A 15,058-nucleotide genomic window follows, 5' to 3' on the forward strand; every position below is an offset into this window, starting at 1 on the left:
GAGACACGTCCCACCCCATACGGCTCGTCAGGCGCGGCGCAGCTGGAACGTCAGCCCCAGGTCCGTCTCCGAGTGCGACGGCAGCCCATCCTCGGTCCCCTCCGTGACGGTCGTGGCGAGTACTTCCTCCGCCACCGCCTGCCACCCCGACCGCAGCGCCTGCGCCAGGTCCGGGTCGGCGGCCGACCACCACAGGGAGATCCGGTCCGTGATGGTCAGGCCCGTCGACTTGCGGGCCTCCTGGACCAGCCGGATGACCTCGCGCAGCAGACCGGCCCGGCGCAGCTCGTCCGTCAGCTCCAGGTCGAGCGCCACCGTCTCGCCGGTGCCCGTGTCGACGGCGCCGGTCTCGACGGCCCAGCCCGAGCGCGGCTGCTCGGTGACGATCACGTCATCGGGGCCGAGCGACACCGCGCCGAGCTCCGGTACGTCCACCGTGACAGAGGCGCCGGAGCGGAGGGTGGGCGCCAGGGAGGCGGCCTCCGCCGCGCCGACGGCCGCCGCCACCAGCTTGGTCTGCGAGCCGAACCGCTTACCGAGGGCCCGGAAGTTGGGCTTGACGGTGTAGGACACGAGATCGGCGCTGAAGCCGGACATGTCCTCGAGAGCCTGGACGTTCAGCTCGTCGGCGATCAGATCCCGCAGTTCGGACGGGAGCGAGGGCCAGCCGTGCGCTCCGACCAGGGCCCGGCCGAGCGGCTGCCGGGTCTTGACGCCGGAGGAGGCACGGGCCGAGCGGCCCAGCTCGACCAGCCGTCGTACCAGCGCCATCCGCTCCGACAGCGTGGGGTCGAGCAGGTCCTCGCGTACGGCGGGCCAGGAGGTCAGGTGTACGGAGGAGGGCGCGCCCTCGCCGCGCAGCACGTCCCACAGGTAGTCGGTGACGAACGGCGCGATGGGCGCCATCAGCCGCGTGACCGTCTCCAGGCACTCGTACAGCGTCGCGAACGCGTCCGCCGACCCCTGCCAAAAGCGGCGGCGCGAGCGGCGCACGTACCAGTTGGACAGGTCGTCCAGGAACTCGGCCAGCCGGCGCCCGGCCCGCTGGGTGTCGTACTCGTCCAGCGCGCCCGTGACCTCGGCCACCGTGCGGTGCAGCTCGGCCAGCGCCCAGCGGTCGAGCAGCGGCCGCTCGGCCGCGGGGGTCGCCTGCGCCAGCCGCTCGGGCGTCCACGACTCGGCGTTGGCGTAGAGGGTGAAGAACGAGGCCGTGTTCCAGTACGTCAGCAGGACCTTGCGGACGATCTCCTCAAGGGCGTTGTGCCCCACGCGGCGGGCCGCCCACGGCGAGCCGGAGCAGGCCATGAACCAGCGCAGCGCGTCGGCGCCGTGCTCGTCCATCAGCGGCATGGGCTCCAGGATGTTGCCCAGGTGCTTGCTCATCTTGCGGCCGTCCTCGGCCAGGATGAGCCCGAGGCAGAGCACGTTCTCGTAGGACGACTGGCCGAACACCAGCGTGCCCACGGCCATCAGCGAGTAGAACCAGCCACGCGTCTGGTCGGTGGCCTCGCAGATGAACTGCGCCGGGTAGAGGCCCTCCGGCTTGCCCCGCTCGCCCCACTGGGCGAACGGCATGGACCCGGAGTCGTACCAGGCGTCGATGACGTCGGGCACGCGGCGGGCCTCGGCCGAGCAGGTCGGGCAGGGGAAGGTGACGTCGTCGACGTACGGGCGGTGCGGGTCGAGCGCGGACACGTCGCGGCCGGCCAGCGTGCCCAGCTCCTCCATCGACCCGACACACGTCACGTGGGACTCGTCGGCGGAGCAGACCCACAGCGGCAGCGGGGTCCCCCAGTAGCGCGAGCGCGACAGCGACCAGTCGACGTTGTTGCGCAGCCACTCGCCGAACCGGCCCCACTTGATGGTGTCGGGGTACCAGTTGGTCTTGGCGTTCTCGGCCAGCATCTGGTCCTTGACCGAGGTGGTCCGGATGTACCAGGAGGGGAGCGCGTAGTAGAGCAGCGCCGTGTGGCAGCGCCAGCAGTGCGGGTAGCTGTGCTCGAAGTGAGTGCCGCGGAACAGCAGGCCGCGGGCCCGCAGGTCCTCGGTGAGGCCCTCGTCGGCGTCCTTGAAGAACTGGCCGCCGACCATCGGCACGTCGTCGAGGAAGCGGCCGTCGGGGCCGATCGGGTTGACGACCGGCATGTCGTAGCGCTTGGTCACCGCAAGGTCGTCGGCGCCGAACGCCGGAGCCTGGTGGACCAGCCCGGTGCCGTCCTCGACCGTCACATAGTCGCCGAGCACCACGTAGTGGGCGCCGGGGATGTCGACCAGCTCGAACGGCCGCGTGTAGGAGGTGTGCTCCAGGTCGCGGCCGGTGAAGCGGGCGACCTCGGTGGCGCCCTCGCCGAGCACTGACAGCAGCGGCTCGGCGACGACCAGCACCTCGCCGTCCGTCGTACGGGCCGCGACGTAGGTGACCTCGGGGTGTACGGCCACGGCGGTGTTGGAGACCAGCGTCCACGGCGTCGTCGTCCACACCAGCAGGGCGGCGCCGAGCTCGCTCAGCGGGCCGGAGGTGACGGGCATGCGCACGTAGACCGACGGGCTGGAGACGGTCTCGTAGCCGCCGGGCTGGCCCAGCTCATGGTCGGACAGGCCGGTGCCGCAGCGCGGGCAGTAAGGGGTGATGCGGAAGTCGCGGAACAGCAGGCCCTTGTCGAAGATGACCTTGAGCGACCACCAGACCGACTCGATATAGGACGGGTCCATGGTCCGGTAGGCGGTGGACAGGTCGATCCAATAACCCATCCGCTCGGTCATCTGCTCGAAGGCGTCGACGTGGCGCAGCACCGACTCGCGGCATTTGGCGTTGAATTCCGCGATGCCGTACGCCTCGATGTCCTTCTTGCCGCTCAGGCCGAGCTCCCGCTCGATGCCGACCTCGACCGGCAGGCCGTGGCAGTCCCAGCCCGCCTTGCGCGGCACGCTGAAGCCCCGCATCGACTTGTAGCGGGGGAACAGGTCCTTGAACACCCGGGCCTCGACGTGGTGGACGCCGGGCAGGCCGTTGGCGGTGGGCGGGCCCTCGTAGAAGGTCCAGGAGGGGTTGCCGTCGTTCTGCTCGACGGAGCGCTCGAAGATCTTCCCGTCCCGCCAGCGGTCGAGGACCTCGCGCTCGAGCGCGGGCAGGTCGACCTGCGCGGGAAGAGGGCGGAAAGAAGGGGAAGACATCTCGGGCGGGCCTCCACGCGATCACTGGCTGACAGGTGAGCGTGAAGGGACGAAGCCGTGCGGCCCCGCGGTACCACCCTTCTTGACCTCAGGTGAGGCCCTCTTCGTTTGGTCTGCGGCCGGGTCTAGTGAGCTCGCGAGAGCCGTTCTTCCGGCGGCTCCGGGGTGATGTCCGTCACAGACGGGCCCCATCAACGCCTTGCAGCTTCACACCATAACGCAGAGTGGACCGCAAAGCTTCCGGGTTCGCGGTCGGCAGGTAGTGAACTCGTAAACCCCGACAAAGTTGTGGGAATGGGCGCCTCTGAGGAGGAGTTGAACGAGCGGGGCGGGATATTACGGGAGAGGTAAATCGTCCGGCGGGTCGTTTGCTGTTCTGTTATGGGGGACCTAAGCTGCCCGCACCATTTACGGCCTTGTTCCAGCATGGGGAGGTAGCCATGGCGCCAGTCACGCAGACCGCTACACCGTCGATGTGGTCTGAGGAGGAGCTCGCCGACGTCCGCGGCCGGCTGCAGAGCGAGATCGACGAGCTCAACACCGACATTCTTCGCCATGAGTCCGAGATCGCCTCGGGTGACGTCACCCAGGGGGCCGGTGACGACCAGGCCGACGCGGGTGCCAAGACGTATGAGCGCGAACGCGAGATCGCCCTTACCCTGAATGCGCGCGACCTCGTCGCGCAGAACGAACGTGCGATCGCCCGGATCGACGCAGGGACCTATGGAGTGTGCGAATCGTGCCACAAGCCGATCGGCAAGGAACGTCTGCAGGCGTTCCCGAGGGCGACGCTGTGCGTGGCCTGCAAGCAGAAGGAGGAGCGCCGGTAGGGGGGCGACGCGGCCGCCTCTTCGCGGTCCTCGTCGTGCTGGCGGTCGTGATCTACGCGACCGATCTGATCACCAAGACGCTTGTCCTGCGGACGCTTGAGGGCAAGGCGCCCATGGTGGTCATCCAGGACGTCCTGCAGTTCCGGGTGATCTTCAATTCCGGTGCCGCCTTCAGTATCGGCACCGGAATGACGATCATCTTCACGTTCATCGCGGCGGGTGTGGTGGTGGCCATCCTCCGCACGGCCCGCAAGATGCGCAGCCTGCCGTGGGCGATCACGCTGGGGCTGCTGCTCGGCGGGGCGCTGGGCAACCTGACCGACCGGCTGCTGCGCTACCCGTCCGGGATCGGCAGGTCCGTGCAGTTCCAGGGGCACGTGGTCGACTGGATCGAGGTGCTGCCCGGACACTTCCCGGTGATCGACTACTTCCCGGTGTTCAACGTGGCCGACTCGGCGATCGTCTGCGGCGGGATCCTCGCGGTGATCCTGGCCTGGCGGGGCTACCAGATCGACGGCACCAGGGAGGGCGGCAAGCGTGGCTGACCAGCGTAGCCTCCCGGTGCCCGACGGGCTGGAGGGCGAGCGGCTGGACGCCGCGATCTCCCGCCTGTTCGGCTTCTCCCGCACCCGCGCCGCCGAGCTGATCGTCGCGGGCGAGGTGCTCGTGGACGGGCACGCGCCCGCCAAGTCCGACCGGGTGCACGCGGGCGCCTGGCTCGACGTGACCCTCCCTCCGCCGGTCAGTACGCCCATGCCGGTCGCCGAGCCGGTGCCCGGCATGTCGATCGTGTACGAGGACGACGACATCGTCGTGGTCAACAAGCCGATCGGGGTGGCCGCCCACCCGACCGTCGGCTGGACCGGCCCGACCGTGATCGGCGGCCTGCTCGGCGCCGGCCACACGATCGCCACCAGCGGCGCGGCCGAACGTCAGGGCATCGTGCACCGCCTCGACGCCAACACGACCGGCGCCATGGTCGTGGCCAAGAGCGAGCACGCCTACTCCCACCTCAAGCGCGCCTTCAAGGAACGCACGGTCGACAAGCGCTACCACGCGCTCGTACAGGGACATCCCGACCCGTTCAGGGGCACTGTCGACGCGCCCATCGACCGGCACCCGTCGGGCGACGGCCGGTTCGCCGTGGTCGCCGGGGGCAAGCCGTCGGTCACCCATTACGACACCATCGAGGCGTTCCGGGCGGCCTCGTTGCTGGACATCAAGCTGGAGACCGGCCGTACGCACCAGATCCGGGTGCACATGTCCGCGCTGCGTCACCCGTGCGTGGGCGACCTGATGTACGGCGCCGACCCGACGCTCGCCGCCCGGCTGGGCATCACCCGGCAGTGGCTGCACGCGGTGTCGCTCGGGTTCGAGCACCCTGGCTCGGGCGAGTGGCTGACGTTCACCACCGACTACCCCGCCGACCTCCAGCGGGCCCTGGACGCCGTACGCGACGAGTCCTGACCGGCGCCCTTCCCCGGTGTGGGACGGCGCCCTAGTCGGCGTTGTCGGCCGGAGGGACGTCGACGGGCTCGTCGGGCTCTTCGCTGGCCTTCGCCGAGGTCTTGGTGCTCTTCTTGGGGGTCTTGCTCTTGGCGGGCGTGGCCGAGGGCTTCTTCGTCGGCTCCTTCTTTTTCGTTGGCTCCTTCGTGGGCTCCTTCTTCGTCGGCGTTCCGGTCGGGGCCGGGGTGGGCTCGCCGGTCCGGTCGCTGGAGGGCGGGGCGCTCTGCCGTACCTGGTTCTGGTCGGTGGTCGGCTCGTGCGTCTCGGTCTGCGTGGGCGTCGCCGAGGGGGTCGGGCCCGAAGGCTGGACGCTGGTCGTACGCACCACGGCCGGGACCGTCGTCACCGGCTGGCGGGCCTGGGACTGCCGGTTCGTCCACCACGCCGCGCCCGCGGTCAGGACGACGAGGGCGAGCGTGCCGGCCGCGACCGCGGTGAGCGGCGGTCTGCGACGCCACCCGGATGGCGCCGGGCCCGCGTCGGATCCGGCTGCCGCGACGGGCGCGGCTATGGCTCCTGTTTGCGGCATCGGGTCCCGTTTGGGCACCGTGGGCGGCGCCGGGACGTTCACCGGCGCGGTCTCCTCCGGTGAGCTGCCGATCAGCAGCCGGTGGATCCGCTGCTCGGCCTCGTCCAGCGTCATCCGCTCGGCCGGGTCCTTGCGCAGCAGCCCGAGGATGACCGGGGCCAGCATGCCCGCGCGGGCCATCGGGGCGGGCTCGGAGTGCAGCACCGCGCCCAGCGTGGCCAGCGCGTGAGGGCGTTGGAATGGCGACTCGCCCTCGACGGCGTAGTACAACGTCGCGCCCAGCGCCCACAGGTCCGAGGCGATCTGGGCCCCACCGCCGGCCGCCCGCTCCGGCGCCATGAACGCGGGCGTGCCGACCAGCACCCCGGTCCTCGTGACAGGCGCCTCGCCCTCGGTGGTGGCGATGCCGAAGTCGGTGAGAACGGCCCGGCCGTCCGGGGTGAGCAGCACGTTGTCCGGTTTGACGTCGCGGTGCAGGACCCCGGCGGCGTGCGCGGCCCGCAGCGCCTCCAGTAACTGCAGCCCGATGTCGGCGGCCTCGGCCGGTGCCATCGGGCCGTCCTCGCGCACCAGATCGCCGAGGGTGCGCGAGTGGACGAGCTGCATGACGATCCACGGGTGGCCGTGCTCTTCGAGCACGTCGTAGACGGTGGCGACGCCGGGGTGCGCCACCCGTCCCGCGGCTCTGGCCTCGCGGAAGGTACGCACCGAGAAGACGTCTCGCTCGGGGTCGGTCAGGTCAGGAGGGGGATGGATCTCTTTGACCGCCACGTCTCGGCCGAGTACTTCGTCGTGGGCCTGCCAGACGGTTCCCATCCCACCCTGGCCGATGGTTCTGATCAGTCGGTAACGTCCGCCGACCAGCAGCGCAGAATCGGACATGCTCCGCCGTCTACCCGATAAAAACCCGGACAAGCGCGGTCACTATTGCTGCTGTCGCCAGAATCACCAGGAATGGGGCGCGCAGCAGGAGCGCGACGACGGCCGCGCCCAGCCCGGCCGTGCGGGCGGCGTCGAAGTGGAGCTCGCCGTGCTCGGTGAACATCTGCACCGCGATCAGGGCGGCCAGCAGCGCCACGGGCACGAGTTCGGCGAAGCGGCGGACCCGGGGATGGTCGAGCACCCGGCGCGGTGCCGCCAGCCCGGCCAGCTTGAGGGCGTAACACCCGGCGCACACCGCCGCGATCGCCCACCACAGCGTCATCGGAGCAGCACCGCCAGAACGACGACCGCCGACAGCAGCACGGGCACGCCCGGCGGGAAGAACGGCGTCGCGCAGAGCGCGACCGCCGCGCCGGCCACCGCCAGCCACCTGATCTGGGCGCTGCCCGTCAGGCGCGGCCACAGGATGGCCAGGAAGGTCGCCGGGCCGACCGCGTCCAGCCCCAGCGCGCCCGGATCGCCCAGGAACGACGTGCCGAGCGCCCCGGCCAGCGTGGTGAGGTTCCAGGTGACGTACAGGCTGGCGAAGGTGGTCGCGAACGCGGTGCGTGCCGCCTCGGGCGAGGGCTGGGCGAGCGTGACGGCGGTGGTCTCGTCGATCACGCCCTGCGCGGCGAGCAGCCGGCGCGGGCCGCGTACCCGGAGCAGGTCGGCCAGGCGCAGCCCGTACAGGGTGTTGCGGCCGCCCAGCAGCAGCGCGCCCGCGGCGGCCGCCACCAGGTCGCCGCCCGCGCCCACCGCTCCGGCCAGCGCGAACTGCGAGGCGCCGGTGAAGGCCAGCAGGCTCAGTACGCACGCCTGCGCCACGCTGAGGCCCGCGGTGATCGCCGCGGCGCCGAAGGCGAGCCCGGACAGCCCTACGGCCAGGCCCACGCCAAGACCGTCCCGTATCGCGGCGGAACGGTGTGTTGTCTGTCCCATGAGATGTGAGGCTAGGTGAAGAGGAAATCGCCGGTCTTGTACGTTCCTGCTGACCGTTGGTAGGCCGCGGGTGGCACGCCCACGATGCGTTTGAAGTGCCGGTTCAGGTGGGCTTGGTCGGTGAAGCCCAGTTCGGCGGCCACCTGCGCCGGCCTTACGCCCGAGTCCAGGAGCCGGCGGGCCCGCTGGATCCGCATGGAGATCAGGTAGGCGTGGGGCGGCAGGCCGGTCGCGGCCTTGAACGCGCGCAGCAGCGGGAACGGCCGCGCCCCGACGGCCTGCGCGAGATCGTCCAGGGACGGCGGGTCCACCAGGCTCTCGTGCAGGACCTCCAGCGCCTCGGCGACCGCTCGTCCGCCTTCGGCGGGCAGGACGGCGGACGGGCGCGGCGTGGCGTGCCGGATCAGCAGGCGGGAGAAGAAGCCGCGCATCAGCGACGAGGCGGCCAGCGCGTCGCCCCGCTCGGCGGCCAGGTGCGCCCGGCCGAGCAGCGCCGCGACCGCTTGGTCCCGCACCACCTGCTCGGGGAAGTACGGCGTCGTGTACGGCAGGCCGAGCTCGGCCGCGAGCCCCGAGAGCGCCTCCACCGATGGGTAGAGCATCCGGTACGACCAGCCGTCCGCCGTGCCCGCCTGGCCGGTGTGCACCGCCTCCGGGTTGACCAGCACCACCTCGCCCGCGCCCGCCCGGTGCAGGTCGCCGCGATACTCGAACTCCTCCACGCCGTCGAGGATGAGTCCGATCGCGTAGCCGTCGTGCACGTGCCGGGTGAAGCGGTGGGTGACGTAGTGGGCCTTGAGCAGGTCCAGCTGGGGCAGCGCCGGGTGGCGCCAGAAGCGCGCCCGCTCCTTCGCCGCCTCGTTCACCGGGTCGTTCACTGGGTCATTCACTGGGGCCTGAATGTCTTGACGAACTCGTCGAAGTAGTGCCGGTCCTGGTCCCACCATGAGTCGGCCGTGTCCCAGTAGAGGGCGAAGTGGCGGCCGTCGGCGGTGCGGAAGCCGCGGTTGATCACGTGGATCAGCATGCTGCCGCGCTTCCTGGTGAACTCCCAGTCGGCGGCCGGCCGGCCGAGGTAGGACGTGGCCCGGATGCCGATCCGCTTGTAGCCGTCGAACTCCCCCTTGGCCTGGATCTCCTTCTCCAGCTCCACCCAGCGGCGCTCGGGGTCGGCCGAAGGCTTCTCGGGGACGGTCCACTCGACGATCATCTGGCCCGGTGTGCCGGGGCCGGTGATGGTGATGCTGTCCCTGTCGGGGTTCTTCTTGGCCTGCCAGTCCTTGGGGAGGCCGATCGAGAAGTCCCCGGCGGAGTTGACGAGCCGGCGCCAACCGGCGGGCAGCCGCGGCGGGCTGGGCGTCGCGGTCGGCTCGGCGGTGCGGGTGGGGGATGGCGTCGTCGTCCCGCTGGAGGTGGGGGTCGGAGTGGCGCTGGGGGTGGGGGTGGGCATGCCGGTGGGGGACTGCTGGGAGGTGACGACGTACCAGCCGCCCGTGCCCAGCGCCGCGACGGCGATCACGACCGCGGGGACGGCCATGAGCCACCCGCGCCGACGGGTCCGTACGGGCATGGTCCCCGCGGGCCCGAATCCGCCGGGTACCTGGGTTCCCGCGGACGCGAACCCGCCGGGTACCTGGGTTCCCGCAGGCCCGAATCCGCCGGGTACCTGGGCTCCCGCGGGCCCGAACCCCCCGGCTACCGGGCCGCCGGGTTGCGGGGTCTGAGGTCCGGCATATCCGTACACCATGGGTTCGGCGGCGGCGGTCCGGAGCAGGTGGGCGGCCTCGTCGGCGGGCATCCTCGCGGCCGGGTCCCGCTGCAGCAGGCCCATGATCACCGGGCCGAGCACGCCTGCCCTGACCGGCTGCCCGGGCAGGTCGCGCAGCACCGCCGCGACCGTCGCCGCCCACGAGTCGCGCTTGAACGGCGGCGCGCCCTCGACGGCCGCGTACAGCGTCGCGCCCAGCGACCACAGATCGGACTCGGGCCGGGCGGGCTCGCCGTTGAGGCGTTCGGGCGGCATGTAGGCGGGCGTGCCCACCAGGCCACCGGTGGCGGTCAGACCGGCCTCGGCCTCCAGCGAGGCGATACCGAAGTCGGTGAGCACCACCCGGCCGTCATCGGCGAGCAGCACGTTCTCGGGCTTCACATCGCGGTGCAGCACCCCGGTCGCGTGCGCGGCCCGCAGCGCGTCGAGCACCCTGCCGCCGATCGCCGCGGCCTGCGCGACCGGCAGCGGGCCGTGCTCGCGGATCACCTCGGCCAGCGACCGCGAGCGGATCAGCTGCATGACGATCCACGGGCGGCCGTCCTCCTCGACGACGTCGTGGATGACGATCACCGAGGGGTGGTCGAGGCGGCCCGCCGCCCTGGCCTCCCTGATGGTCCTGCGGTTGAGCTCGGCCCGCTTGTCCTCACCGACGCCGGTGTAGCGGACCTCCTTGATCGCTACCGTACGGTCGAGCAGCTCGTCGTAGGCACGCCATACCACGCCCATCCCGCCCTCGCCAAGCGGTTCGATGAGCCTATATCGGTTGCTGACCTGCCTTTCCACGCAGGGAAGCCTACTTGGCCGGGGTGAAGGTCGCGGCGAAGGTGTCGAAGAAGTGTTTGTCCTTCTTCCACCGGCTCTCGAGGTTGTGCCAGTAGATCGCGTAGCCGCGGCCGTTGGCGACGAAGCCGCGGTTGCGCACCTTGGTCGGGCCGGTGTTCGTGTTCCAGGTGAAGTCCCAGTCGGCGGCCGGCCAGCCGCGGAAGTCGACCGCCTTGATGCTGATCTTGTCGTAGCCGCCGAACCCGTATTTGGCGGTCTTCTCCTGCCTCTTCCAGTCCTTGAGCGGGTCCTTGCCGGGGTTCGTCGTCATCTCGAACATGATGTACGCGTTGCTGCCCGCCCCCTTGCCATGGAAGGCGATCTGGTTGCTGTTGTGCCGGTACCTCGTCCAGCCCTTCGGCAGCGCGACGGAGAACTTCAGCTTCTTGTTCGTGTACATCCTCCAGCCGTCGGGCACCGCGGCGGCCGTCTCGGTGGGCTTCGGCGTTGGCGTTGGCGTCGGCGCGGCGGACGGGCTGACGGTCGGCGTGGCGGATGGAGCCGCGCTGCTCGGCGTGGTCTTCGGCGGGTCGGCGGTCGCCGCGGTCGGCTTGGCCGAGTCCTTGACAGGAGGCGTGACGGACGCGGACTTCGTCCCGTCCTCCGGGCTGTCCTTGGCCGAGCGCAGGCCGAGATAGCCGCCCAGGCCCGCCACGAGCACGACCGCGACGATCACGCCGACGATCGGGCCCCACCGTCGGCCGTCGGGCCGGACGGCGTTCTGGGTGGACTGGGGAGGCTCCTCGGAATGCGCGCCGGTCGCCGGGGTGAGCCGCGCACCGGTCTCGGGCGGGGCGTCGGCGGCCGCCGCCAGCAGGTTGGGGTCGGTCGGGGTCTCGTCCACGGCCGGCGGGATCACCGCGGTCGGCGCGGGCGCGGACGCCGAGGACTTCCGTGACCGTTGCTGCGTGATGACGGCCCGCAGCAACTCCCCGGTCTCCTCGTAGCCGAGGCGCTGCACCGGCTCCTTGGTCAGCAGGCCGCTGATCACGCCGCTGAGCGGCCCGGCGTGGGGAGCCGGGTCCGGTTCGTCGGTTAATACGGCGTGCATGGTCGCGAGCGCCATGCCGCGCTCGTGTGGCGAGCGGCCTTCCACCGCCGTGTAAAGGGTCGCGCCGAGCGACCACAGGTCCGACTCGCGCCGCGCGGGCAGCCCCTTGAGCCGCTCGGGCGCGATGAACGCCGGAGTGCCCGCCAGCCCCGTCACCGTGAGCTGCGTCTCCGTCTCCAGCGTCGCGATGCCGAAGTCGGTGAGCACCACCCGGCCGTCATCGGCGAGCAGTACGTTCTCCGGCTTGACATCCCGGTGCAGGACGCCGGACTCGTGCGCGCGATGCAGCGCGTCGAGCACGGCCAGGCCGATCTCGGCCACCCGCTTGGGCGGCAATGGCCCATCCTGCTTGATCACTGCTCCCAGGGAGCGTGACTGGACGAGCTGCATGACGATCCAGGGCCGGCCGTCCTCCTCGATCACGTCGTGTACGACGATCACGTTCGGGTGCTCGAACCTGGCCGCTGCCCTCGCCTCACGCATCGTGCGCCGGTTCAGCAGCTGCACCTCGTCACCCAGCGCGGCGGCGTACCTGACCTCCTTGACCGCGACCGTGCGGTCGAGAAGCTCGTCATGGGCTCGCCAGACGATGCCCATGCCACCTCTGCCGATGGGTTCCTGCAGCTGGTAACGACCGGCGATGCGGCGTCCGTCCCGCTTGCGATCCGACATCAACGGCCTCGTACCCTCCTCTAGGCCAGGAAATACTCCCATAGCGAGGGATCAACGGCGACTCGCCTGGAGGCTAGTCCGCTATGTGAGAGGGGGAGTCCAGCAGGTGGAGGGCCGGTGTAAAGTCTAGACATGACTTGTCGCTACGCGTTTACCGAGCCGGCTCCGGGAGGGCCGGTCGTCGGCTAGCGACCACCCGGAGTCGGCAACAGGCAGAGACGCCATCGTCTCTGCCTTTTTTGATTTCCTGCCGGTTCCAGGGGAGCCGGCCGATGTGGGGAGCCGAGATGTCATCGACCTTGGAACGGCACGTGGTGACCGTGGGCGGCCTGCGGGTGGGCGACGGCCCGGCGGTGGTGATCGACCGCCGGATCAGCCTGCGCGGGCCGGGCAACGGCGCGACCGGGCTGGGCGGCGCGACCGGGCCGGTCGGGCCGGGCGGGGCGACCGGGCCGGGCGGGGCGACCGGGTGGGACCGGGTGGAAGCCCGGCGTGACGGGGTGACGCTGGTCGAGCCGGGCTCGGCGGCCGACCTGTCGGCGATCGCCGGGGCGGCCGACGGCGTGGTCATCGGGGCGGCGTGGACGCGCGACATCCCGCTGGTGCGGGCCGTGGCCGGGCTGGGCCTGCCGGTGGTGGTCGAACGCCGGGCGTCGGCGACGCTGGAGGAGTGGCTGGGGCTGGCCGACTACTGCGCCCTGGAGTGCGACGACCGGGTGATCCTGTGCGAGACGGGACGGCTGGACCTGGGGCTGCTGCGGGCCGCGCGGGCGGCGTCGGGGCGGCCGGTGCTCGCCGACGTGAGCGCGGACCTCGGGCTGTCGGCGGCGGCGGTGGCGGCGGGCGCGGACGGCCTGATCGTGGGCGGCCCCGTCGGGGGTACGGGTGACGCCCGCCGGACGGAAGAGCACGGGGAGGCCGATGTACGGCTGGCCGAGGAAGCGGTGGCGCTCGTCGGAGCGCTGGTCCGTCCCGAGGCGCCCGCCACGCTGCCCGAGTGCAGGCAGGCGATCGACCGGGTGGACGCGGCGCTGGCCACGCTCCTGGAGCGCCGCGCCGCGCTCGCCGGGATCGTACAGACCCTCAAGCCGGTGGGCGGCTTCGCGGGCCGCGACATGGCGCGCGAGCGGGCGCTCGTCGCCCGGATGGCCGAGCACGCCCCCGAGTTGGGCGAGGCCCGGCTGGTCCCCATCATGAACGCCGTCATAGAGGCGGGCCTGAGCCTGGCCGAGGAACGATCGGCCAACGGCCGGAGCCACCGGCCGGAAACGACGGCGTAGGGGCGACGAAGGCTCGCTGGGTGTTCATACACCCCCGAAGGGGCCTCTGCCACGTTGCTTGCGCCCTCCTGGAGGGCCGTCCGAAGGGGCCCCGGGTGTTTCGTCACATGACCGCCTCGATCCCTGTGCCGATCCGTCGCGGCTGATGTCCCTTGAGGGATGCCCCCTGCGGGGGAGGGGAGAAGGCGGTCCGTTGTGGCTGGTGTCCTTTTGGGGGATTCCCTCTGCGAGGCTAGAAGCGGCCGTCGCCGGTGCTCGGGGTCGTGAGGCGGAAGTTGTTCATCGGGCGCCCAGGCCCGGCGGCGATCCGGGCGTTGATCAGTTCGGCGAACCGCCGGTAGCCCGCGCCCGTCGGATGGAAGCTGCGGCTGTTGACGACGAACTCGTCCAGGTTCAGCGCCAGCCCGTTCACGTACGGGTCGGGCTGCCCGACCTCGTGCCCGGCGAACGCGTCATAGGCGTCCACGTACTCGATGCTCCCCGTCCCCCCGAACGCCACGATCTCCCGGTCGAACTCCCCGGCCACCCGCGCCACGACGTCGTTCAGCTGCCGCGTCATGCCGTTGAGCCACCGCTGGTCCTCCACGGTCAGGTTGTCGACCCCGTCCGGGGGCGCGGCGGGAAACGGCCGGGGATAGCCGAGCACGATGATGCGCGCGTTCGGCGCCCGGCTCCTGAGCTCCCGCAGCACCTTCGTCATGCTGGGCCGCAGCCCCGCGATCCGCTTGGCCACCTCCGACTGCTGGTCGACGCACGCCGAGGACCAGGGCAGCTTGACGATGCAGCCGGTGAGCACGCTGGTGAACCCGGCGTCGTTGCCGCCGATGCTGAGCGTCACCAGACTGGCGGCCGCGCCCACGCGCTCGATCTGCGGCTGCTGGCCGTACTGGCCGGAGAAGAGCTGGCGGGTGGTGGCGCCGCTGCAGGCCCAGAAGGCGCTGCCGCCGCCGAAGCGGTGGGCGCCCGCGACGAGCGGGACGTAGGAGCCCGGCGAGCGGTGGCAGCGGTCGGCGCCGCTGTTGATCGGCCGCGCGGCGCGATCGTAGACGCCCTCGCCGGAGGAGTAAGAGTCGCCGAGCGCCACGTACGTGCCGCTCTGCGCGGCCTGCACCGGAGACAGGCGGGTCAGGACCGGGAGCCGGCCGGGCGACGGCCCTCCGGCGGGGCAGCCCGCGCCGATGGTGGCGCAGGCGAGCGAGGTGTACAGACCCAGGGGAGCGCCTGCGAGAGCGAGCGTGGCGCCGAGCAGAGCGGCCGCGGCGATCTGGACGATCTTCCCTTTCGTCCCGTTCAGCGTGGCCTCCCCCAAGTGGTGACAACTCCGCCAGGAAGCGTCTTCGGTTCCCTGTGTTTACCTCAGTAAAACGGACGTCGGCGTAGTCTCGTCGCACTCAGCCGAGGCCGGGCAGTGATCCGGTGGAAGCCGAAGCCGCGTCCGTCCGGCAAGCCGGGCGGACCGTGGGTGAGAACCGCGTTGTCAGGGCCTGACTGCGCACTGCTGGAGGAAGTGCGCCTCTTGGGCCACCGCCCCGCCGGACGCTGTCCCGTTGATACGGACAC

12 protein-coding genes are annotated in these 15,058 nt (G+C 71.3%); 4 read left to right on the forward strand and 8 right to left on the reverse strand.

Annotation, left to right across the window (positions count from 1 at the left end):
* Positions 1-27: 27 nt before the first annotated feature.
* Positions 28-3,174, reverse strand: a complete 3,147-nt coding sequence (ileS, locus tag AB0C30_RS19330) for an isoleucine--tRNA ligase (protein WP_357945425.1) — start codon at positions 3,172-3,174, stop codon at positions 28-30.
* Positions 3,175-3,614: 440 nt separating this feature from the next.
* On the opposite strand from ileS, the gene AB0C30_RS19335 reads away from it, so the two are divergent.
* The 3 genes from AB0C30_RS19335 to AB0C30_RS19345 are packed head-to-tail and all read left to right on the forward strand — an operon-like array spanning position 3,615 to position 5,471.
* Positions 3,615-4,004, forward strand: coding sequence for a TraR/DksA C4-type zinc finger protein (locus AB0C30_RS19335; RefSeq protein ID WP_357945428.1), 390 nt, complete (start codon positions 3,615-3,617; stop codon positions 4,002-4,004).
* Entirely contained in the window at positions 3,977-4,549 is a 573-nt protein-coding gene (gene lspA / locus AB0C30_RS19340; RefSeq protein ID WP_357946346.1) for a signal peptidase II, read from the forward strand. The genes AB0C30_RS19335 and lspA overlap by 28 nt, the downstream gene beginning before the upstream one ends.
* On the forward strand, positions 4,542-5,471 hold the full coding sequence (locus AB0C30_RS19345; RefSeq protein ID WP_357945431.1) for an RluA family pseudouridine synthase: 930 nt from the start codon (positions 4,542-4,544) through the stop codon (positions 5,469-5,471). The genes lspA and AB0C30_RS19345 overlap by 8 nt, the downstream gene beginning before the upstream one ends.
* Positions 5,472-5,502: 31 nt before the next feature.
* Here the strand turns inward: AB0C30_RS19345 and AB0C30_RS19350 are convergent, their stop codons facing one another.
* From AB0C30_RS19350 to AB0C30_RS19375, 6 genes are read right to left on the reverse strand one after another with little or no spacing between them, the layout of a single operon-like run.
* Positions 5,503-6,921, reverse strand: a complete 1,419-nt coding sequence (locus tag AB0C30_RS19350; protein WP_357945433.1) for a protein kinase — start codon at positions 6,919-6,921, stop codon at positions 5,503-5,505.
* 10 nt (positions 6,922-6,931) lie between these two features.
* Positions 6,932-7,243, reverse strand: coding sequence for an AzlD domain-containing protein (locus tag AB0C30_RS19355; protein ID WP_357641961.1), 312 nt, complete (start codon positions 7,241-7,243; stop codon positions 6,932-6,934).
* Positions 7,240-7,902 (reverse strand): AzlC family ABC transporter permease, encoded by a 663-nt coding sequence (locus tag AB0C30_RS19360; RefSeq protein WP_357945435.1) that lies wholly within the window; start codon positions 7,900-7,902, stop codon positions 7,240-7,242. Before AB0C30_RS19360 ends, AB0C30_RS19355 begins: the two co-directional genes overlap by 4 nt.
* Positions 7,903-7,913: 11 nt before the next feature.
* A complete protein-coding gene (locus tag AB0C30_RS19365; protein ID WP_357945437.1) occupies positions 7,914-8,792 on the reverse strand; it encodes an AraC family transcriptional regulator in 879 nt (292 codons plus the stop codon).
* Complete coding sequence (locus tag AB0C30_RS19370) at positions 8,789-10,456, reverse strand: serine/threonine-protein kinase (RefSeq protein WP_357945439.1); 1,668 nt, start codon at positions 10,454-10,456, stop codon at positions 8,789-8,791. The genes AB0C30_RS19365 and AB0C30_RS19370 overlap by 4 nt, the downstream gene beginning before the upstream one ends.
* A gap of 10 nt (positions 10,457-10,466) precedes the next feature.
* Complete coding sequence (locus tag AB0C30_RS19375; protein ID WP_357945441.1) at positions 10,467-12,218, reverse strand: protein kinase; 1,752 nt, start codon at positions 12,216-12,218, stop codon at positions 10,467-10,469.
* A gap of 287 nt (positions 12,219-12,505) precedes the next feature.
* Here AB0C30_RS19375 and AB0C30_RS19380 point away from each other — a divergent pair, with 287 nt between their 5' ends.
* Positions 12,506-13,498: a chorismate mutase gene (locus AB0C30_RS19380; RefSeq protein WP_357945444.1), complete on the forward strand. Its 993-nt coding sequence runs from the start codon at positions 12,506-12,508 to the stop codon at positions 13,496-13,498.
* 232 nt (positions 13,499-13,730) lie between these two features.
* On the opposite strand, the gene AB0C30_RS19385 is transcribed toward AB0C30_RS19380, so the two are convergent.
* Complete coding sequence (locus AB0C30_RS19385) at positions 13,731-14,807, reverse strand: SGNH/GDSL hydrolase family protein (protein WP_357945446.1); 1,077 nt, start codon at positions 14,805-14,807, stop codon at positions 13,731-13,733.
* Between the last annotated feature and the right edge of the window lie 251 nt (positions 14,808-15,058).

Origin of the sequence: Nonomuraea sp. NPDC048901 (assembly GCF_040649695.1) — a bacterium.
Taxonomy (GTDB): domain Bacteria; phylum Actinomycetota; class Actinomycetes; order Streptosporangiales; family Streptosporangiaceae; genus Nonomuraea.

Coding starts and splice junctions, on each gene's coding strand:
- ileS (WP_357945425.1), bottom strand. CDS start 3,174: ATGTCTTCCCCTTCTTTCCGCCCTCTTCCCGCGCAGGTCGACCTGCCC.
- AB0C30_RS19335 (WP_357945428.1), top strand. CDS start 3,615: ATGGCGCCAGTCACGCAGACCGCTACACCGTCGATGTGGTCTGAGGAG.
- AB0C30_RS19350 (WP_357945433.1), bottom strand. CDS start 6,921: ATGTCCGATTCTGCGCTGCTGGTCGGCGGACGTTACCGACTGATCAGA.
- AB0C30_RS19355 (WP_357641961.1), bottom strand. CDS start 7,243: ATGACGCTGTGGTGGGCGATCGCGGCGGTGTGCGCCGGGTGTTACGCC.
- AB0C30_RS19360 (WP_357945435.1), bottom strand. CDS start 7,902: ATGGGACAGACAACACACCGTTCCGCCGCGATACGGGACGGTCTTGGC.
- AB0C30_RS19375 (WP_357945441.1), bottom strand. CDS start 12,218: ATGTCGGATCGCAAGCGGGACGGACGCCGCATCGCCGGTCGTTACCAG.
- AB0C30_RS19380 (WP_357945444.1), top strand. CDS start 12,506: ATGTCATCGACCTTGGAACGGCACGTGGTGACCGTGGGCGGCCTGCGG.